Here is a 19,973-nt window from a genome sequence, read left to right on the forward strand (position 1 = left end):
GGGTCCATGGAGATCCGCCCGAGCATGACCCGCCTGCTGCACCCGGACGTCCCCGAGCGGCCGGGCGGCACCCCGGTGACGACACCGGTCTATCAGACGAGCACCTATGAGCTACCCCGCGGCCCCGAGGCCGCGCAGATCGCGGAGGCCGTGGCGCCCGTCGGCTACTACACGCGCTACGGCTCCCCGAACGCCGCCGAGGCCGAGGCCATGCTCGCCGGCCTCGACGGCGCCGAGCGGGCGCTGCTGCTGGGCAGCGGGATGGCCGCGGTCAGCGCCGCGCTGCTGTCGAACGTGCGGTCCGGCACCCGGGTCGTCGCCCAGACCAACCACTACACGGCGGCGTTGACGCTGCTGCGCGACGTGCTGCCCTCCTTCGGCGTGGACGTCGCCCTGGTGGCGCAGGAGGCCCTCCCGGGCGCCGTCGACGAGCACACGGACCTCGTCTACGCCGAGACGCCGAGCAACCCGGCGATGGTGCTGACGGACCTGGCCGCGGTGCGGGCCGCGGCGCCGAACGCGCTGTTCGTGGTCGACAACACGTTCTCCTCGCCGTACAACACCCGCCCTCTCGACCTCGGCGTGGACCTCGTGGTGCAGTCGGCGACGAAGTACCTCAACGGCCACAGCGACGTCACCGCCGGCGTGCTCACCGGCCGGGCCGAGCTCATCGAGCGCGCCTGGGAGACCGCGCGCGTGCTCGGCCCGACCTGCCACCCGTTCGAGGCCTGGCTGCTCGCGCGCGGCCTGCGCACGTTCCCGCTGCGGATGGCCCGGCACAACGCCAACGGCCAGGCGGTTGCCGAGGCCCTGGCCGCCCACCCGGCCGTGACCGCCGTGCACTACCCGGGCCTGCCGAGCCACCCGCAGCACGAGCTCGCGCGCCGGCAGATGAGCGGGTTCGGCGGCATGCTGTCGTTCACGGTCGCCTCGGCGCAGGCCGCTCAGCGCGTCCTGGAGGGGACCCGGCTGGCGCTGAACGCGGTGAGCCTCGGCGGCACCGAGACGCTGATCACGCACCCGGTGAGCCTGCTGTTCACGCACGGCGGCACCGCGGGCGGGATCGATCCGGCGCTGCTGCGGCTCTCGGTCGGCCTGGAGGAGCCGCAGGACATCATCGCCGACCTCGTCCAGGCCCTCGACGCGCTGTGAGCCGTGCGCGGCCGGGCGCCGTGCTCGGCCGGTACGCCATGGCAGACCAGGCCCGCGGCGCGCTACTGGGCGGCGAGGACGTCCACGACGAAGCGCAGCGCGCCCGCCGGCTGGCCGCCGGTGGGGTTCTCGCCGTAGGCGAGGGCCGGCGGGATGTCCAGCTGGACCCGCGAGCCGACCTTGATGCCGACGAGGCCCTGGTCCCAGCCCTTGATGACCTGGCCGCCGCCGAGGCTGAACGTGAACGCCTGCTTGCGGTCCCAGGAGGCGTCGAACTCCTTGCCGTCGGCGTAGGTCACGCCGACGTAGTTCACGGTGATCGACTGCCCCGCCGCGGTGGCCGGGCCCGTGCCCTCGATGAGCGTCGTCTTCACGAGGCTGGTCAGCGTGCCGCCGCCGGCCTTCGCCTCCGGCTTCTTCAACAGGGCCGGGTCGGCGCCCGCGGGGACCGGCGGGAACGGGGCCTCGGTCGCGGCGGCCCCGGTCGTGGCGGCGCCGGACGGGCTCGCCGACGGGTTCGAGGAGCCGCTGTTGACGACCACCAGGACCACCAGGGCGGCGATCACGGCGACGACGGCCACCGCGGCGCCCACGATGGACAGGGTTCGCCGCCGCTGGGCGGCGCGCGCGGCACGGGCCCGCGCGGCCCTGGCGGCGGCGCGCTTCTCGGCCTTGGACAGCAGATCCGTTCGCTCGGTCACCGCAACACCGTACGGCACCGCCGCCGGGACCCTCCGTGAGGGCACGGCCACGAACCCGCACCGGCGCTCACGGTTCCCGCGGGGCGCTGAGCCCGCGCCGGGCCGCGGCCGGCTCCCCGGTAGCGTGGCGAACCGCCCGAGCTCGGGCCGCCGCCGCACCCCGGCGATGCCGTGCTTACGCGCCGACCAGGGTGCGCACCCGCTGCGCGCCGAGTGACAGCAGCAGCGTGGGCAGCCGCGGGCCCGACTCGCGGGAGACCAGCAGGCGGTACAGCAGTGAGAAGAACTCCCGCTGGGCGACCTTGAGCTCCGGCGTCGGCTTCGTGTCCAGGGGCAGGCCGAGGCGGATCTTCGGCACGCCGTACACCAGGCTGGTCAGCCCCTCGAGCGACCACTGGTCCTCGAGGCGCTCGGCCAGCAGGGCCAGGGCGGCGCGCTGCTCGTCGTCGAGGGACGCCAGCAGCTCGGCGTCGGGCTCGGCGCGCACGTGGGTGCGCTGCTCGTCGGCCACGTAGGTGGTGACCCAGCGCACCGCGCAGTCCAGCCGGGGCCGCGCCTCCTCCAGCGTGACGATCGGGTTGGCGGGGTCGACGTCGGTGAGGATCCGCAGCATCTGGGCCGGGTCGCCGACGGTGATGTCGGCGACCGAGGCGAGCATGCGGAAGGCGAGCGGGCGCGGCGTCACCGGCAGCGGCCCGGCGGCGGTGCCGACCGCACGGTGGTAGGCGGCGGCGTCGGCCGGCGCCGCGGTGCCCTCGCCGACCTTGCGCCCGAGCGTGTCCCACTCGTCGTAGATGCGCTGGATCTCGTCGTCGAACGCGACCTTGAACGCCTGGTTGGGGCGGCGGCGGCTGTAGAGCCAGCGCAGCAGCGGCGCCTCCATGATCTGCAGCGCGTCGGCCGGGGTCGGCACCCCGCCCCGGGAGCTGCTCATCTTGGCCTGCCCGGCGATGGCGACGAACGCGTACATCGGGCCGATCGGGGCCTTGGCGTCGAAGATCTCGGCGACGAGCTGGCTGCCGACGACGTACGACGAGCCGGGGGAGGTGTGATCGACCCCCGACGGCTCGAAGTGCACGCCCTCGTAGGCCCAGCGCATCGGCCAGTCGACCTTCCACACCAGCTTGCCGTTGTGGTGCTCGCCCAGCAGGATCGTGGCGCCGTGGCCGTAGGAGCAGGTGTAGGTCAGCTCGGTGGTCTCGTCGTCGTAGGCGGTGACGGTGGTGGTGTCGCGGTTGCAGACCGAGCAGTACGGCCGATACGGGTAGTAGCCGGTCGCGCCCTCGCCGTCCTCGTCGTTCTCCTCGGGGGCGATCTTCGTGCGGTACTTGCCGAGCACCGCGTCGATGTGCTGCCGTTCGCGCATGGCGAGCAGGATCTGCTCGACATACGCCCCCGAGCGGTACATCTGCGTCTGGCTGATCCCGCGGTACTGCACCCCGAGCTGCTCCAGCGAGGCCGCCATCGCCGCCTTGAAGTGCTCGCCCCAGCTGGCGTAGGGGCTGCCGGGCGGCGCGGGCACGGCGGTCAGCGGGCGGCCGATGTGCTCGCTCCACGACTCGTCGACGCCCTCGATGCCGGCCGGCACCTTGCGGAAGCGGTCGTAGTCGTCCCACGACAGGATGTGCACCACGTCGTGGCCCCGGCGGCGGATCTCGTCGGCGACCAGGTGCGGGGTCATCACCTCGCGCAGGTTGCCGAGGTGGATCGGGCCGGAGGGGCTCAGGCCGGACGCGCAGACGATCGGCTTGCCGGGCGCGCGGTCCTTCGCGGCCTCGATGACCTCGTCGGCGAAGCGGGCAACCCAGTCGTCAGCGATACTGTGCGTCACCCGACTATCTTGCCCGATCCGGTCGAGCGGATTTTAGTCGGCCCCCGACTGCTCGAGCAGCGTTTCGATCCGGGACATCAGCTCGCTGGGCTCGAAGGGCTTCACGAGATAGTCGTCGGCGCCGGCGTCGAAGCCGGTGCTCACGTCCAGCCACTGCCCGTGCGAGGTGAGCATGAGCACCGGCATGAGCTCGGTGTCGGCCCGCTCGCGCAGCGCCCGGCACACCTCGATGCCGTTGATGCCGGGCATGCTCACGTCGAGGATGGCCAGGTCCGGGTGCTCGCGCCGGGCCGTGTCCAGCGCGCTGCCGCCGTCGGCGCAGGCCAGCACGTGGTGCCCGGAGGTGTCGAGCAGGAAGGTGAGCAGATCGCGGATGGCCAGATCGTCCTCGGCAACCAGGACCGTCGACATGACTTCCTCCCCGAATCGCGCTGACACCAGTATACGGAGAAATTCGGTCAAATATGGTTGAGAGGTGCATTCGGGGCGACGGTACGTACCGCTCGGGCTGGCGGCGGTCGTGCTGCTGCTCGGGCTGCTCGCGACCGCGGGGGTGAGCGTCGCCCTCGCGCAGAAGGAGCGCCGCTCGGCCGCCCAGGCGATGGACCGGCAGGTCGACCTCGCGCAGGCGGCGGTCGGCGGGGAGGTGCAGCGCTACCTCGACACGATCGACACGATCGCGGCCGCCCTGGGCTCGCACGACGCGCTGACCCCGGCCGCCTTCGACCGGGCCACCGTGCGGGTGCCGGGGGAGAACCTGGCCGGGGCGACCGCCGTGGTCTTCGTGGTGCCCGCCGCCACCGCCGAGGTGCCCGCGGTGCAGGACGCCTGGCGGGCGACCGGGGCGACGGGCCTGACCCTGCGGCCCGGCCCCGGCACCGACCGGCACTACTTCGCCGTCTACGGCCGCCAGCTCGACGGGCGCGCGCCGGCCGCCGGGGGCGCGGATCTCGCGGCGGTACCGGAGGTCGCCGACGTCCTGGGCCAGGCCCGCAGCCTCGGCGGGTCCGCGGTGTCCACCGCCGCCGTCGACGCCCGCGACACCGCGCTGCCGCCGGCCCAGCGCCGCCGCACGCTGAACCTGGCCACCCCGGTGCTCGCCGTGGACGGGCGCCTGCGCGGCTTCGTGCTGCTCGGCCTGCGCGGGCCCGACTTCTTCGGCGGCGCGATCGGCTCGGTCCTGCACCCGCGGGTCACCGCGACCCTCTCGGCCGCGCAGGAGGGCGGCGGGCTGCTGCCGATCGCGACCGTGCACCCGATCGCGCCCCCGTCCGACGCGCTGCAGCGGACCCGGGACCTCGACATCGCCCAGCGGCGGTGGCGCCTGGAGGTGGCCGCGGACCCGCACGAGCTGCCGGGCGCCTTCACCGACCGGCCCCTCGTCGCCGCGGCCTCCGGGGCGCTGCTCAGCGTCCTCATCGCCGCGCTCGTGCACGTGCTGGGCTCCCGGCGGGCCAAGGCGCTCGTGCTGGTGCGGGCGGCGACCCGGGAGCTGCGCGCGGCCGGGCGGGAGGCCCGCGACCAGGCCGCCCTGCAGCAGGCGATCCTCACCAGCGTCGGCGAGGGGGTGACCGTCGTCGGCGAGGACGGGCGGGTGCTGCTGCAGAACCCGGCGGCCCGGGCGCTGCTCGGCACCGCCGAGGACGCCGAGCACCTCGAGGACTGGCCCGCGCACTACGGCGCCTTCCGGCCCGACCGGGTCACCCCGTTCCCGGCGGCCGAGCTGCCCATGGTCCGGGCGCTGGACGGCATCCCGGTCGACGGGGTGGAGATGGTCATCCGCAACGCGACCCACCCCGACGGCATCCTGGTGAGCGTCAGCGCCCGGCCCCTGGACCGCTCCGGCGGGGGCCCGGGCGGGGCGGTCGCGGTGCTGCACGACATCACGGCGCTGCGGCGCTACGAGACGGAGCTGGCCCAGTTCGCGGCGGTGGTCGCGCACGACCTCAAGAGCCCGCTCACGGCGGTGCACGGGTTCGCGGCGGTCGCGGCCGACGCACTGGGCGGGGTGCCGCCGCGCACCGGGACGGCCGGGGCGGCGCTGCAGCGGGTCCGGCAGGGCGCGACCCGGATGCGGGACATCATCGACGACCTGCTCGCCTACACCACCGCCCGCGACGCCCCGCTCAACGTGGCCGAGATCGACCTGCGGGCGCTGGTCGAGTCGGTGGTGGCCGAGCGGACCGCGCCCCGCCCCGCGGCCTACCTGTCCCCGGCCGTGCCGGATGCCGCCCCGCCCGCGCCGTCGGTGTGGATCGGGCCGCTGCCCACCGTGCGGGCCGACGCCGGGCTGCTGCGGCTGGTCGTGGACAACCTGGTCGGCAACGCCGTCAAGTACACCCCGGCCGGGGTCGCGCCCCGGGTGGAGATCTCCGCGGCCGAGGGGCCCGACGGTGTGCGGCTGGAGGTCGCCGACCGGGGCGTCGGCATCCCGGACGAGGAGAAGGGCCGGGTGTTCGAGTCGTTCCGCCGGGCCCGCGCGCTGGACTACGGCGGCACGGGCCTCGGCCTGGCCATCTGCCGGCGGATCGTGGAGCGCCACGGCGGGGCGATCGCGGTGGAGGACAACCCCGGCGGCGGTACCCGCTTCAGCGTGCTGCTGCCGCACCGCACTCCGGGCGGGGAGCCGGACACCGGCGAGGGCTGGGAGCGTCTGCAGCGCCCCGCGGCCGCGGTCCGAGCCGCCAACCATAACGTGAAATGAAGTCTCATTTAGGAACCTTGACATCGAGGCGCTCCGATCAAAGGATCTGGCAGGCAACTTGCCTGACAGACTTCCTCCGGAGGCACCTCGTGAACCACCCCCTCAGGCTGGCCGGCCTGGGCGCCGCGGCACTGCTCGCCGCCGGCACCGTGACGACCGTCGTCGTCATGCAGGGCGCCGACGCCGCCACCGAGACCCTGCTCTCCCAGGGCCGCCCGGCGACGTCCTCGTCGGTGGAGAGCTCGTCGCTCGGTGCCGCCCAGGCCTTCGACGGCAACACCGGCACGCGATGGGCCAGCGCCGAAGGCTCCGACCCGCAGTGGATCCGCGTCGACCTCGGCGCGGCCAAGCGCATCACGCACGTGAACCTGCAGTGGGAGGCGGCCTACGGCAAGGCCTACCGCATCGAGACCTCGGCCGACGGCAACGCCTGGACCGCCGTCTACAGCACCACCGGCGGCGACGGCGGCACCGACGACCTCACCGGCCTGTCGGGCACCGGGCGTTACGTGCGGCTCCTCGGCACGGCCCGCGGCACCCAGTGGGGCTACTCGCTGTGGGAGTTCAAGGTGTACGGCACCGGCCTCACCGAGGGCACCCCGACCGCCTCGCCGTCGGCGTCGCGCACCGGCGGCCCGCCGGCCTCCGCCTCGCCCTCGGCGTCCCCGTCGCGCAGCGCGTCCGCCGGCGCCTCGCCCACCAGGAGCCCCACCGCCACCCCGGGCAAGGATCTCAACGACCCGCGCAAGAAGGACATCGCGATGCAGCTGGTGTCCTCGGCGGAGAACTCCTCGCTGGACTGGAAGGCGCAGTACAAGTACATCGAGGACATCGGCGACGGGCGCGGCTACACCGCCGGGATCATCGGCTTCTGCTCCGGCACCGGCGACATGCTCGAGCTCGTCGAGCTCTACACCCAGCGGGTGCCCGGCAACGTGCTGGCCAAGTACCTGCCGGCGCTGCGCGGCGTCAACAACAGCGACTCGCACGCCGGGCTGGACCCGAACTTCACCAAGGACTGGCGCACCGCCGCCGCCGACCCGGCGTTCCAGCAGGCCCAGAACGACGAGCGGGACCGGGTGTACTTCAACCCGTCCGTCAGCCAGGCCAAGGCCGATGGCCTGCGGGCCCTGGGCCAGTTCATCTACTACGACGCGATCGTCATGCACGGCCCCGGCAACAGCTCCGTCAGCTTCGGCGGCATCCGCAAGGCCGCCATGGCCAAGGCCAAGACCCCGGCCCAGGGCGGCGACGAGGCGACCTACCTCAACGCCTTCCTCGACGCGCGGGTCGCGGCGATGAAGACCGAGGAGGCGCACAGCGACACCAGCCGGGTCGACACCGAGCAGCGGGTGTTCCTCGGCAACCGCAACTTCGACCTCGACCCGCCGCTGTCGTGGAAGGTGTACGGCGACCCGTACACCATCACCGCCTGAATCCCGGCCTGAGTCCCGGCCTGAAGCCCCACCCGATCCCGATCGGCCCATCTGCCACACTGTGGCGATGAAGGAGGAGAGCGGCGAGCTGCCGGGCGCGAGCCTGGTCGAGCTCGCCGCGCTCCGCCTCACCCGGGAGATCCTCGGCGGCGGCACCGAGCCGGGGGAGCGGCTGGTCGAGGAGCAGCTGACCCGCCGCTTCGGCATCAGCCGGGCCCCGCTGCGGGAGGCCCTGCGGCTGCTGGCCCAGCAGGGGCTGGTCGAGCACCTGCCGCGGCGCGGGGTGCGGGTGGCGATCCTGTCGGACACCGACATCCAGGAGCTGTACGCGGTCCGCGACGTGCTCGAGCGCCACGCCGTGCAGGCCACCCCGCCCGATGCCGACCTGGCCGGCGTGGCCGCGGCGATGAAGGCGATGCAGGCCGCCGACGCGCGGGGCGACCACTTCGAGGTGGCCACCGCGCACCGCGAGTTCCACGTGGCGGTGGTGGCGCTGGCCGGGAACCGCCAGCTGACGCTCACGTACGAGTCGATCCTGGTGAAGATCCAGCTCTACATGGCGCTCAACCTGCGCCGCGAGGCCACCCTGGCCCGCCCGCACGACGGCGTGCACCGCCACGAGCGTCTCCACGAGGCGGTGCGGACCCACGACGCCGCGGCCGTGCTGGAGGCGCTGGCCGAGCACGGCGCCCGCTCCTACCTGGCCTGAGCCGCGGCCCTGACCTGAGCCGCGGCCCTGACCTGGGCCGTCGCGCCGTGAGGCGCAGGACATCGATGCGTTACACAGCGCGGTGGTCCGCGTAACAGAACTGTCGACAATCGACAGCATGACCAGCATCGACACCCGCCGCGGGATCGCCGCCCTCCGGGACGCCTACCGGCGCGGCGAAACCGGCCCGGAGGACGTCGCGGAGCAGGTCATCGCCGCCCCCGCCCCGCACGGCGTGTGGATCGGCCGGGTCGAGCCGGACGCGCTGCGGCGCCGGGCGCGGGAGCTGCGGGGGAGCGAGCATCTGCCGCTCTACGGCATCCCGTTCGCGGTCAAGGACAACATCGACGTGGCCGGCCTGCCCACCACGGCCGCCTGCCCCGCCTTCGCCTACCCGGCCCCGCGCACCGCGCCGGTGGTCGAGCGCCTGCTCGCCGCGGGCGCGATGCTGACCGGCAAGACCAACCTCGACCAGTTCGCCACCGGCCTGACCGGCTCCCGGTCGCCCTACGGGGCCGTGGAGAGCGTCTACGGCGGCGGCCTCATCGCCGACGGCTCCAGCAGCGGCTCGGCGGTCGCGGTGGCGGCCGGGCTGGTCGCCTTCGCGCTCGGCACCGACACCGCCGGCTCCGGCCGGGTGCCGGCCGCGCTCAACGGCATCGTCGGGCTCAAGCCGACCCGGGGCCTGCTCAGCACGCTCGGCGTCGTGCCGGCCTGCCGGTCCCTGGACTGCGTCTCGGTCTTCACCCACGACGTCGCCGACGCCGCGGCCGTCCTGGGCGTCGCGGCCGGCCCGCACCCCGAGGACCCCTGGTCCCGCACGGGAACGGCACAGGCCAAGGCCCCGGATTCGGTACTGCTGGCCGTGGCCCGCCCCGAGACGCTGGACTTCGAGGGCGACCGCGGGCAGGCGGAGCGCTACGCCGCCGGCTGTGCGGCCCTGGCCCGGCTCACCGCCGGCGCGGACCCCGTCGACGTCGGCCCGCTGCTGGAGGCGGGCGGCCTGCTGTACCAGGGGCCGTGGGTCGCCGAGCGCCTGGCCGACCTGGAGGACTTCCTGCGCGGGCACGCCGACGAGGTGCTGCCGCTGACCCGCGGCATCCTGCGGGGCGGGCACCGCTTCACCGCCGCGGACACGTTCCGGGCCCAGCACCGCCTGCGCGAGCTGCGGGCCGCGACCGACCGGCTCTTCGCCCGCGCCGACGTGCTGGCGCTGCCGACGATCCCCACCACGTACACGCTCGCCGAGATCGCCGCCGACCCGCTGGGGCGCAACGCGGTCCTGGGCCGGTACACCCAGTTCGCCAACCTGCTCGACCTGGCGGTGGTGAGCGTGCCGAACGGGCACACCCCGGACGGGCGGCCGGCCGGGCTGCAGCTGATCGGGCCCGCGTTCAGCGAGCCGACCCTGCTCGCGCTGGCCGCCGCGCTGCTGGGGGAGGCGCCGCCAGCGGCGCCGCCGGACGAGGGTCTCGTCGAGCTCGCGGTCGTCGGGCACCACCTGCGGGGCGAGGCCCGCAACGGCGAGCTCGTCGCGCTCGGCGGGCACTTCGCGCGCACCGCCCGCACCGCCGAGTGCTACCGGCTCTACCGGCTGCCCAGCGGCGTGCCGGGGCTGGTGCGGGTGGCCGCGGGCGCGGGCGCGGCGATCGAGGTCGAGATCTGGCGGCTGCCGAGCACGGCGCTGGGGACGCTGCTGGCCGGCGTCGCCCCGCCGCTGTCGATCGGGTTCGTGTCCACCGTGGACGGATCGGTCACCCAGGGCTTCCTGTGCGAGGCGTACGCAACCGCCGGCGCGCGGGACATCACCGCCAGCGGCGGCTGGCGGGCACACCGGCACGAGGAGGGACCATGAGCGCAACCATCGGCCCGGTCGTCGGCGCGAAACCCTACGCCTGGCCCTACGACGGGCAGGTGCCGGTCGGGCGCACCGCCCTGCTGTGCATCGACTGGCAGACCGACTTCTGCGGGCCGGGCGGCTACGTCGACAGCATGGGCTACGACATCGGCCTGACCCGGGCGGGCCTGCCGGCCACGGCGAAGCTGCTCGACCACGTCCGCGGGCTCGGCATGCTCGTCGTGCACACCCGCGAGGGCCACGACCCCGACCTGAGCGACCTGCCACCCAACAAGCGCTGGCGCTCGGCGCGGATCGGGGCCGAGATCGGCGCGGCCGGCCCGTGCGGCCGGATCCTCGTCAGGGGCGAGCCCGGCTGGCAGATCGTGCCCGAGGTCGCGCCGCTGCCCGGCGAGGTGATCGTCGACAAGCCCGGCAAGGGCGCCTTCTACGCCACCAACCTCGACCTCGTCCTGCGCACGCACGGCATCACGCACCTCATCCTGACCGGCATCACCACCGACGTCTGCGTGCACACCACGATGCGCGAGGCGAACGACCGGGGCTTCGAGTGCCTGATCCTGTCGGACTGCACCGGCGCCACCGACCCGTCCAACCACGCCGCGGCCCTGCACATGGTCACCATGCAGGGCGGGGTCTTCGGCTGCGTCGCCACCTCCGGCGACCTCATCGCGGCTACGGCCGGCTAGGAGTGTCCACTGTGGGCGTCCTCGACGCGGTTCCCGGACCGTACACCTTCGATCCCGCGACGACCGCGCTGATCGTCATCGACATGCAGCGCGACTTCATGGAGCCGGGCGGCTTCGGCGAGACCCTCGGCAACGACGTCGCCCAGCTGCGCCGCACCATCGAGCCGACGCGGGCCCTGCTCGCGGCGGCCCGCGCGGCCGGCCTGACCGTCATCCACACCCGGGAGGGGCACCGGCCGGACCTGTCCGACTGCCCGCCCGCGAAGCTCAACCGCGGCGACCCGAGCCTGCGCATCGGCGCGCCCGGCCCGATGGGGCGCATCCTCATCCGCGGCGAGTACGGCCACGACATCATCGACGAGCTCGCCCCGGCCCCGGGCGAGCCGGTCATCGACAAGCCCGGCAAGGGCGCGTTCTACGCGACCGACCTCGGCGAGCGGCTGACCGCCGGGGGCATCCGCAGCCTCGTCGTCACCGGCGTCACCACCGAGGTCTGCGTGCACACCACCGTCCGGGAGGCCAACGACCGCGGGTACGAGTGCCTCGTGCTCGCCGACTGCGTCGGCTCGTACTTCCCGGAGTTCCACGAGACCGGCCTGAGGATGATCGCCGCGCAGGGCGGCATCTTCGGCTGGGTCGCCGAGTCGCCGGCGTTCATCGCCGCCCTCCAGTCATCGCTGCAGAGGACGTGACCAACATGGCTACCGAGACCCCGACCGCCGCGCTGAAGATCCCGTGGTGGGTGCGCGGCGACACGAACGCCTTCTTCGGCTTCGGCGTGAACGTGCTCGTCAACGTGCTGACCCTGACCTCGCTGTGCCTGTTCGTGGTGAAGCTCAGCGAGCGCGACGTGTTCCACGCGATCCTGCCGGCCCTGGGCATCGCCCTCGTCGTCGGCAACGTCTACTACACCTTCCTCGCCCGCCGCCTGGCCCGGCGGGAGCAGCGCACCGACGTGACGGCCCTGCCCTACGGCCCCAGCGTCCCGCACATGTTCATCGTCATCTTCGTCATCATGCTGCCGGTGTACCTCAGGACGCAGGACGCGACCAAGGCGTGGAAGGCCGGCCTCGCCTGGGCGTTCATCATCGGCGTCATCGTGCTCATCGGCGCGTTCGTCGGGCCGTTCATCCGCAGGTACGCACCGCGGGCGGCCCTGCTGGGCACGCTGGCCGGCATCTCCATCACGTTCATCGCGATGCTGCCCGCGGCCCGGATGTGGAGCCTCGCGTGGGTCGCCCTGCCGGTGTTCGCGCTGCTGCTCATCGGCCTGCTCACCGACACGAGACTGCCCGGCAACTTCCCGATCGGCCTCGCCGCGCTGCTCGTCGGCACGGCCGTGGGCTGGATCGGCGGCGCCATGCACGGCAACGCGGTCAGCGCGGCCGCCCACGAGATCGGCTTCGCCCTGCCCGGCCTGCACCTGGACCTGCTGTTCTCCGGCCTGTCCGACGTGGCCCCGCTGCTGGCCACCGCCATCCCGCTCGGCGTCTACAACTTCACCGAGGGCATGTCCAACGTGGAGAGCGCGGCGGCGGCCGGCGACAACTACAACCTGCGCAGCGTGCTGCTGGCCGACGGTGCCGGGGCCATCGTCGGCGCCGCGCTCGGCTCGCCGTTCCCGCCGGCGGTCTACGTCGGGCACCCGGGCTGGAAGAAGGCCGGCGGGCGCAACGGCTACTCGATGGCCACCGGCATCGTCATCGCGCTGCTGTGCTTCCTGAGCATGTTCGGGCTGCTCGGCGCCGTGTTCCCGATGCCGGCGATCGTGCCGATCCTGCTCTACATCGGCCTGCTCATCGGCGCCCAGGCCTTCCAGTTCACCCCGAAGGCGCACGCCGCGGCGGTGATCGCGGCCCTGGTGCCCAACATCGCGCAGTGGGCCACGAGCCAGATCGACAACTCCCTCGCCGCGGCCGGAACCACCGCGGCGAAGGTCGGCGCGGACGCCCTCGAGGGCAACGGCGTCATCTACGGCGGCCTGCTGACCCTCGGCCAGGGCGCCATCCTGGCCGGCCTGGTGCTCGGCTCGATCGTGGCCTTCATCATCGACAAGCGCTTCGTCCACGCGGGGATCTTCGCCCTGGCCGGCGCCGTGCTGTCCTTCGTCGGGCTGATCCACGCCGAGAAGGTCGGCTGGAACGCCGACGGCCCGGTGGCGCTGGGGTACCTGTTCATCGCGGTCGTCTGCGGCCTGTTCGCGCTGAGCCGCCCGGCCCCGCGCGAGCAGGACCCCGACGAGGCCGAGCTGGACCGCCTGCACGACGGCGGCGAACCGGCCCCCGCGGCCGCTGCCGCTGCCGAACCGGCCCCCGCGGCCGCTGCCGAACCGGCCTCCGCGGCCGCTGCCGAAGCGGCCCCGGCCGTCTAGCGAGGGCACCGTGGACATCGATCGCCCCGACGTCGTGGCCGAGGTCGCGGCCGCGTTCGGCGACTACGAGAAGGCGCTCGTGGCCGGTGACGCCGCGGCGCTCGCCGGCTGGTTCTGGGACTCGCCCGCGGTGACCCGGTTCGGCGTCGCGGACCGCCAGACCGGTGCGGCCGCGCTGCACGCGTGGCGGTCCGCCCAGCCTGCGGTGCCGGCGGGGCGGAGGCTGTACGACACCCGGATCTGCACCTTCGGCTCGGACCTGGCCACCGTCACGACGCTGTTCGGCTATCCGGACGGCTCCGGCGAGGGCCGCCAGTCCCAGACGTGGGTGCGGCTGGCGGAGGGCTGGCGCATCGTGCACGCCCACGTGTCCGTGGTTTAGCCCTGCGGGACCCGGGCGTCGCCGAGGATCGAGGAGATCTCGTCGGCGGCGCCCGGCCGCGCGAAGAGGTACCCCTGCCCGAACTCGCACCCGAGGTCCTGCAGCGTCGACCACTGCTCGGCGGTCTCGATGCCCTCGGCGACCGTCTGCAGCTGCAGCGCCCGGCCCAGCTGCACGACCGCCTCGGCCAGCGTGGCGTCGCCGTTCCCGGTGTCGATGCCGTCGACGAACGAGCGGTCGATCTTGAGGATGTCGACCGGGAAGCGCTTGAGGTACGACAGCGACGAGTAGCCGGTGCCGAAGTCGTCGATGGCCAGGCGCACGCCGAGCGCCTTGAGCCGGCCGAGGGTCTCGATGGTGGAGTCGGTGTCCTGCATGAGCAGCGACTCGGTGATCTCCAGGACGATCTGGTGCGGGTCGACGCCGGTCTCGGCCAGGATGCCGGCGACCTCCTCGACCAGCCCCTCGTGCTGGAACTGCCGCGCCGAGAGGTTCACGTTGACCCGGATCCCGGCCGCGGCCGGGAACTGCTCGCACCAGGCGGCCAGCTGCTCGCAGGCCTGGCGCAGCACCCAGCGGCCCAGCGGCACGATGAGCCCGGTCGACTCGGCCAGGGGGATGAACGTGTTCGGGCCGAGCAGGCCGCGCGCCGGGTGCTGCCAGCGCACCAGGGCCTCGACGCCGATGAGGCGGCTGGTCGGCAGGTCGACGATCGGCTGGTAGTGCACCAGGAACTCGTCGTGGGCCAGCGCGCGCTCGAGCTCGGCGCGGTCCTCGGCCTCGCGCATGATGCCGGCGTACATGGCCGGGTCGAACAGGGCGTAGCGGTCGCGGCCGGCGCCCTTGGCGGCGTACATGGCCAGATCGGCGTTGCGCAGCAGCTCCCCGGGGTCGGGCCCGTCGTCGCCGTCGCCGGCCTTGGCGGTCGCCACGCCGATCGACGCCGAGCAGACGACGTCGCGGTTGCCCAGCCGCAGCGGCCGGCGGATCGCGGCCAGCAGCCGCTCCGCGAGGTCCGTGGCCTCGATCTCGGTGATGTCCTCCACGAGGACCGCGAACTCGTCGCCGCCGAGGCGGGCGAGGGTGTCGGCGGCGCGCAGCTGCTGGTGCAGGCGCAGCGCGGTGGTGGCGATGAGCTGGTCGCCGGCGGTGTGCCCGAGGCTGTCGTTGACGAGCTTGAAGTCGTCGAGGTCGACCAGGAGCAGGGTGATCCGGCCGCCGCAGCGCCGGTTGCGGGCGATGGCGTGCTCGAGCCGGTCGCGGAACAGGGCCCGGTTCGGCATCCCCGTCAGCGAGTCGGCGAACGCCTGCCGGGTCAGCTCCTCCTCCAGCTCCTTGCGGCCGGTGATGTCGCGGATGCTGATGACCGCGGCGAAGAGCGGCGCCTCGGTGGTGCGGTTGGTGCCGATGACCTCGACCCAGATCCAGGCGCCGTCGGCCCGGCGCACGCGGGACTCGGCCCGGGCGGTGTAGCCGGGCCCGCCGCCGATGACCCGCTGCCACCACTCCTGGGACACGGGGAGGTAGTCGGGGTGGGTGATGTCGGAGAGCAGCGCGCTGGTCACGAACGCGGTGTCGTAGCCGAGCACGGTACGCACCGACGGGCTCGCGTAGGTCACCCCGCGGCCGTCGCCGCGGATCGCCAGCACCGCGTCGGACGAGGCCTCCAGCAGCGCCTCGATCTTGTTCTCGGCGCGGCGCCGGGCCCGGTCCAGCCGGCTGCGGTTGCTCGCGGTCTGGGCGCAGAACCAGGTGACGCCGAGCATGAGCGTGACCGTCAGCGCGCCCAGGGTGGGGCCGACGGGCCGGTCCCGGGTGATGACCAGGGCCAGGTACCCGGCGACGCTGAGCGCGCCGAGCGCGATCACGGAGCCCCGGTCGGCCAGCGCCGCGGTCGAGGCCAGCACGAGCATGACGCCGGCGGGGTAGATCGCCAGCGCGGCGGTGTCGTAGGCGGTGAACGCCAGCAGCAGCACCAGATTGGCCAGCCACCACCCGGCGAGCGCCCGGGGGAGCCAGGGGGCCTGGACGTACCGCTGCCACGGCAGCATCGCCAGTCCCGCCTGTCCCAGGGCGGCGACGAGCAGGGCGGTGATGATCCACGGGCCGCCGTGCCAGTCCAGCCGGACCCGCACGGCGCCGATCAGGATGACCCCGACGCCAACCCACGTGCCCAGCCTGACCTGGCGGGCCCGGTAGTCGATCTCGTGCTGCTCGAGCGCGCTGTCCGGCATGGCCACACCGATCGGTGCGTGGGCGCCGTTTCTGAGTGCGGTTCTGGTGCAGGATGGGGTGCGCCGGCAGCGGCGATCCGTCGCCACCGTCGCCGCGTTCACGACCGCACGGCGGGCGACTGCCCGTCTCGGTAGGCTCCGCTCATGGATCTGTGGCGTTTGGGTGCCGGCGCGCTGGCCGCCGCGCTGTCGGCCGGTCCGTTGCCGCTGCTGGAGCCGTCCGGGTCCGCCGCCGCCGACACGGCCGCCGTGGTGCCGTGCCCCTACGCGTCCATCGCCACCATCCCGCCCACCCCGCCCTCACCCGAGCGGGACCCGGCCGCGCCCGTCGTCGGCGGCGCGCAGCTGGCGACCCCGGGCCTGGCCGTCCCGCCCGGTGCCCCCGCCCCGCCGAGCACCTCGGCGATGTCGTGGGTGGTCGCCGACCTCGACACCGGCGAGGTGCTCGGTGCCTGCGCCCCGCACCTGCGCCGCCGTCCGGCCAGCGTGCAGAAGCTGCTGCTCGCCGCGACGGTACTGCCCAAGCTCGACCCGAACCAGGTCGTCGAGGCGACCCCGGCCGACCTCGACCTGCCCGGCGACAGCTCGCTGGTCGGCATCATCGCCGGGGGCCGGTACCCGGTCTCCACGCTGTGGTACGGCCTGCTGCTGCAGTCCGGCAACGACGCCGCGAACGCCCTGGCCCGGGTCGGGGGCGGCGACGGCGGCGTCCCGGCGACGATCGCGGCCATGAACGCCGAGGCGCACCGGCTCGGCGCCGACGACACGCACGCGGTCACACCGTCGGGGCTGGACGCCCCCGAGCAGTTCACGAGCGCCTACGACCTGGCCCTCATCGCCCGGGAGAACCTGGACCGGGCGGCGTTCCTGCAGTACGACAGCGCCCTGACCTTCCAGTGGCCGGCCCAGCCGCCGAAGGACCCGAAGGGCTTCCAGATCCAGAACGAGAACAAGCTGCTGACCGAGTACCCGGGCGCCATCGGCGGCAAGACCGGTTTCACCGACGAGGCCCGGCACACGTACGTCGGCGCCGCCAAGCGCGGCGACCGGCGGCTCGTCGTCACGATCATGGGCGCCGAGATCGTGCCCGCCCGCGCCTGGAAGCAGGGCACGACGCTGCTGGACTGGGGCTTCACCCGGCCCGCCGGCGCCTCGGTCGGGCACCTGGTCACGCCCGAGGAGGCGGCCCGCCTGCACGCGCCGCCGCCGTCGGCCGCCGCCGAGGCCGCGGCCGCCCCGGGCACCGCGGGCGCGCGGCCCCCCGCCCCCGGCCGCTCGCTCTCGTTCAGCGTGGTGGCGCTGGCCGTGCTGGTGGTGCTGTTCGCGTCCGGCACCGTCGTGATGCTCCGCCGGGCCCGCCGGATCCGCGCCTGAGCCACGGCCCGGACACGCCGCCCCGCATCCGTGCGGCCGCCGTGCGGCCGCGGGCGGCGAGCGCACCGCACCGGCTCAGCGGCAGGCCTCCCGGGCGGCCGCCACGTGCCCGTTGAGCGCGTCGCCGAGCCGCGCGGCCCTCGTGGCCCGCTCGCCCCGGTCGCCCTGGGTGTCGAGCCGGACGTCGATCAGCGCGTCCATGTCGTCGGCGATGCCGATGAGCGCCGCCCGCAGCCTCGGGTGGAGGAAGAGGTTGCCCGCGAAGGCGCGGTTGTGCGCGTCCTCCCGCCGCTGCCGGTCGATCTCGCCCGGGTCGATCGGCCGGTCGAGGAAGGCGGCCCCCTGCTCCGCCGTCGCCTGCGCCGCGCCGCTCCCCGCCGGGCCGGCCACCGCGGTGGTGATCACGCCGCAGGCCCGGGCCTTCTGCCGATGCTCCCGCACGACGGTCCGGCCGGCGCCGGCCAGCAGCAGCACGACCAGGACGGCCCCGGCGACCTTGAACCCGCCCCGCGTGCGGCGCTCGGGCTGCTGCGGCGGCAGGAGGGAGGCGACGGGCGGTGGCGGCGGCGCGTTCGCGGGTGGCGGCGGCTGCCGCGGGTACACGTTCTGCGGCTGCTCGGCCGTGTCGAGGTCGACGTAGGTGGCGTACGGGTTCGAGGAGCGGCCGGTGGGCTCGGGGGTCATGGGCACTCCGGGGTCGGGGCGGGCCCCTTAAGCTCGGCCCGCCCCCGTCCGGGGTGAGCGTTTCGCCCGATGTTCGCGGTGCCGTCCCGGCGTCACCCGGACGCCTTCGGCGGTCAGCCGGCTCGCCCGCACCGCCATCTCGGCCGGCGTCGCGGTGAGCCCCTCGCCGGCGGGGGCCCGCGGGCGGCTGTTGGCAGGGTGCCAAGAAGCGTAGAGTGCCGAGCCATGGGCTACCCGCCGGAGCCGTGGTCGCTGTGCGGCCGCATGACCGTGTCGGTCTGGGCGGTCCCGGTCGCCGCCGCGCCCCCGCTGCCCGTCGAGCTGCGCGGGGCCGTGCGGGTCGTGCGGGCCGGGTCGCGGGCGTTCGTCGGCGCGGCGTGGGTGGACTACCGGCCCGGCGGGGACATGAGCTATCGCGAGCTGCTGGCCGCCGTGCTCGTCCGGGCCGGGATCCGGCCCCGGGTGACGATCTCGCACATCTGGGTCGACAGCGTCGACTCGCGCGACGGCGGGCGGGAGCTCTGGGGGATTCCCAAGGAGCTCGCCGCGCTGGAGATCACCGGCACCCGGGCCTCGGCCGGGTCGATCGCCTCGGCCGGGTTCTCCGCCGTGCGACCGCTGCTGCGGCTGCCGGTCCGGTTCCGGTGCACGCAGGTGTTGCACGGGCGGCCCAGGACGACGCCCGTGCGGGCCACGGCCCGGTGCGGGACGGCGAAGGTCGGGTGGGACTTCGCGCCGGACGGGCCGCTGGGGTTCCTCGCCGGGCGCAGGCCGCTGGTCTCGCTGGTCGCCGAGGACTTCCGGATGTCGTTCGGGGCCGCGGCTCAGCGGTAGTCGGAGCGGGACAGGCGGTACTGCGAGGCCGTCCCCGCCCAGTTGGTCACCGCGCGGCCGGTGGCGGTGCGGTACCAGCTCGTGCAGCCGGTCCACACGCCGCGTCACGGGCGCACCCGCGGCAACACCTCGCGGACGAGGGTGATGAGCGTGGTCGCGAGCATCGTGTGGACCTGCTCGCGGGTCAGGGCGCCGCGCTCGAGCCACTCGCGGGCGGTCGCCTTGGCCAGGCCGCAGTACGCGCGGATCATCGCCCGGCGCTCGTCACGGTGCCCGTCCTCGGCGGCCAGGCCGATCGCGACCAGGATGCTGTCCGCGGCGACCTCGTCGGCCTCGGCCAGGACCCGGCGCACGTCGGGGTCGCCGGCGTCGACCGCGGCCGGCCAGGAGGCGCCGTGCCGCGCGACGACGTCCAGGAACCAGGTGACACCGGCGTCGACCCGGGTCGCCGGGCCGCCCGCGGGCAGCTGCTCCACGGCGACCGGCGGGATGGTGACGAGCACCCGCACGGCCTCGACGTAGAGGTCCCGCTTGGTGCCGAAGTAGTGGTTGATCAGCCCGCGGGCCACGCCGGCCGCCTCGGCGATGCCGGTCGTCGACACCTCGGCGTAGGGGCGCTCGCCGAAGAGCCGCACCGCGCACGCCAGGATCTGGGCGCGTCGCTGGTCAGGCTCGAGGCGGCGCCCGCGCTCGGCGACGGCCCCGGTCACGCGGCGGGCTCCAGCGCCGGATCGCGTGTCGCGGCGGCGCCGACGGTCCCGGTCACGCGGGCCGGCCCCGGCGCCGGCGCGAAGTCCGCGCCGGCGAAGCGGCGGCCGGTCTCGAGCACGCCGGCGCGGTGGCCCTTCCCGGTCCGCCGCAGCGCGCGCACGCCGCCGCCGAACCCGGATCCCACGACGATGACGTCGTACTCATGCGAGCCACCTTGAGCCCTTGTTGTCGGGCTGTCAACAACTACGATCGCGGGTATGGCGCCGCTGGTCCTCCTGCGCGGCCTGGGCAGCCGCCGCCAGG

General features: G+C 74.5%; 18 protein-coding genes. 11 read left to right on the forward strand and 7 right to left on the reverse strand.

All coding sequences use genetic code 11. The features are described from left to right. The first annotated feature begins 6 nt into the window (after positions 1-6). Positions 7-1,152 (forward strand): trans-sulfuration enzyme family protein, encoded by a 1,146-nt coding sequence (locus ACQP2P_RS19555; protein ID WP_433617940.1) that lies wholly within the window; start codon positions 7-9, stop codon positions 1,150-1,152. 62 nt (positions 1,153-1,214) lie between these two features. Here the strand turns inward: ACQP2P_RS19555 and ACQP2P_RS19560 are convergent, their stop codons facing one another. The 3 genes from ACQP2P_RS19560 to ACQP2P_RS19570 form a co-directional block, all read right to left on the reverse strand. After that, positions 1,215-1,853, reverse strand: a complete 639-nt coding sequence (locus tag ACQP2P_RS19560) for an FKBP-type peptidyl-prolyl cis-trans isomerase (protein WP_433617941.1) — start codon at positions 1,851-1,853, stop codon at positions 1,215-1,217. A gap of 175 nt (positions 1,854-2,028) precedes the next feature. Beyond that, complete coding sequence (gene lysS / locus ACQP2P_RS19565; protein WP_433617943.1) at positions 2,029-3,684, reverse strand: lysine--tRNA ligase; 1,656 nt, start codon at positions 3,682-3,684, stop codon at positions 2,029-2,031. Between the two features lie 33 nt (positions 3,685-3,717). Beyond that, entirely contained in the window at positions 3,718-4,095 is a 378-nt protein-coding gene (locus ACQP2P_RS19570; RefSeq protein ID WP_433617945.1) for a response regulator transcription factor, read from the reverse strand. Positions 4,096-4,159: 64 nt separating this feature from the next. On the opposite strand from ACQP2P_RS19570, the gene ACQP2P_RS19575 reads away from it, so the two are divergent. From ACQP2P_RS19575 to ACQP2P_RS19610, 8 genes are all read left to right on the forward strand, one after another. After that, positions 4,160-6,388 (forward strand): ATP-binding protein, encoded by a 2,229-nt coding sequence (locus tag ACQP2P_RS19575; RefSeq protein ID WP_433617947.1) that lies wholly within the window; start codon positions 4,160-4,162, stop codon positions 6,386-6,388. Between the two features lie 89 nt (positions 6,389-6,477). After that, on the forward strand, positions 6,478-7,824 hold the full coding sequence (locus tag ACQP2P_RS19580; protein ID WP_433617948.1) for a chitosanase: 1,347 nt from the start codon (positions 6,478-6,480) through the stop codon (positions 7,822-7,824). 67 nt (positions 7,825-7,891) lie between these two features. Beyond that, positions 7,892-8,533, forward strand: coding sequence for a GntR family transcriptional regulator (locus ACQP2P_RS19585; RefSeq protein WP_433617949.1), 642 nt, complete (start codon positions 7,892-7,894; stop codon positions 8,531-8,533). Between the two features lie 118 nt (positions 8,534-8,651). Then, positions 8,652-10,388: an allophanate hydrolase gene (atzF, locus tag ACQP2P_RS19590; protein WP_433617950.1), complete on the forward strand. Its 1,737-nt coding sequence runs from the start codon at positions 8,652-8,654 to the stop codon at positions 10,386-10,388. Next, complete coding sequence (biuH, locus tag ACQP2P_RS19595) at positions 10,385-11,080, forward strand: biuret amidohydrolase (protein ID WP_433617951.1); 696 nt, start codon at positions 10,385-10,387, stop codon at positions 11,078-11,080. Before atzF ends, biuH begins: the two co-directional genes overlap by 4 nt. A gap of 11 nt (positions 11,081-11,091) precedes the next feature. Next, entirely contained in the window at positions 11,092-11,772 is a 681-nt protein-coding gene (locus tag ACQP2P_RS19600) for a cysteine hydrolase family protein (protein WP_433617953.1), read from the forward strand. Between the two features lie 5 nt (positions 11,773-11,777). Further along, the gene (locus ACQP2P_RS19605; RefSeq protein ID WP_433617955.1) at positions 11,778-13,451 is read left to right on the forward strand and encodes a regulator; all 1,674 of its coding nucleotides are present in this window, start codon (positions 11,778-11,780) and stop codon (positions 13,449-13,451) included. Between the two features lie 10 nt (positions 13,452-13,461). Continuing rightward, positions 13,462-13,833 (forward strand): AtzH-like domain-containing protein, encoded by a 372-nt coding sequence (locus tag ACQP2P_RS19610; protein ID WP_433617956.1) that lies wholly within the window; start codon positions 13,462-13,464, stop codon positions 13,831-13,833. On the opposite strand, the gene ACQP2P_RS19615 is transcribed toward ACQP2P_RS19610, so the two are convergent. After that, a complete protein-coding gene (locus ACQP2P_RS19615) occupies positions 13,830-16,067 on the reverse strand; it encodes a putative bifunctional diguanylate cyclase/phosphodiesterase (RefSeq protein WP_433617958.1) in 2,238 nt (745 codons plus the stop codon). The two genes, ACQP2P_RS19610 and ACQP2P_RS19615, sit on opposite strands and share 4 nt — an antisense overlap. A gap of 144 nt (positions 16,068-16,211) precedes the next feature. Between ACQP2P_RS19615 and ACQP2P_RS19620 the strand changes: the two genes are divergently transcribed. Then, positions 16,212-17,441 (forward strand): D-alanyl-D-alanine carboxypeptidase family protein, encoded by a 1,230-nt coding sequence (locus ACQP2P_RS19620; protein ID WP_433617960.1) that lies wholly within the window; start codon positions 16,212-16,214, stop codon positions 17,439-17,441. 75 nt (positions 17,442-17,516) lie between these two features. Here the strand turns inward: ACQP2P_RS19620 and ACQP2P_RS19625 are convergent, their stop codons facing one another. After that, positions 17,517-18,125 (reverse strand): hypothetical protein, encoded by a 609-nt coding sequence (locus ACQP2P_RS19625; RefSeq protein ID WP_433617962.1) that lies wholly within the window; start codon positions 18,123-18,125, stop codon positions 17,517-17,519. A gap of 225 nt (positions 18,126-18,350) precedes the next feature. Between ACQP2P_RS19625 and ACQP2P_RS19630 the strand changes: the two genes are divergently transcribed. Further along, entirely contained in the window at positions 18,351-18,959 is a 609-nt protein-coding gene (locus tag ACQP2P_RS19630) for an acetoacetate decarboxylase family protein (protein ID WP_433617964.1), read from the forward strand. Positions 18,960-19,063: 104 nt separating this feature from the next. Here ACQP2P_RS19630 and ACQP2P_RS19635 read toward each other — a convergent pair whose 3' ends face one another. Both ACQP2P_RS19635 and ACQP2P_RS19640 read right to left on the reverse strand, forming a co-directional pair. Continuing rightward, positions 19,064-19,669: a TetR/AcrR family transcriptional regulator gene (locus tag ACQP2P_RS19635; protein WP_433617966.1), complete on the reverse strand. Its 606-nt coding sequence runs from the start codon at positions 19,667-19,669 to the stop codon at positions 19,064-19,066. After that, on the reverse strand, positions 19,666-19,854 hold the full coding sequence (locus tag ACQP2P_RS19640; RefSeq protein ID WP_433619603.1) for a hypothetical protein: 189 nt from the start codon (positions 19,852-19,854) through the stop codon (positions 19,666-19,668). The genes ACQP2P_RS19635 and ACQP2P_RS19640 overlap by 4 nt, the downstream gene beginning before the upstream one ends. Between the last annotated feature and the right edge of the window lie 119 nt (positions 19,855-19,973).

The sequence above is a fragment of the Dactylosporangium sp. CA-139114 genome (genome assembly GCF_050955725.1).
GTDB lineage: Bacteria > Actinomycetota > Actinomycetes > Mycobacteriales > Micromonosporaceae > Dactylosporangium.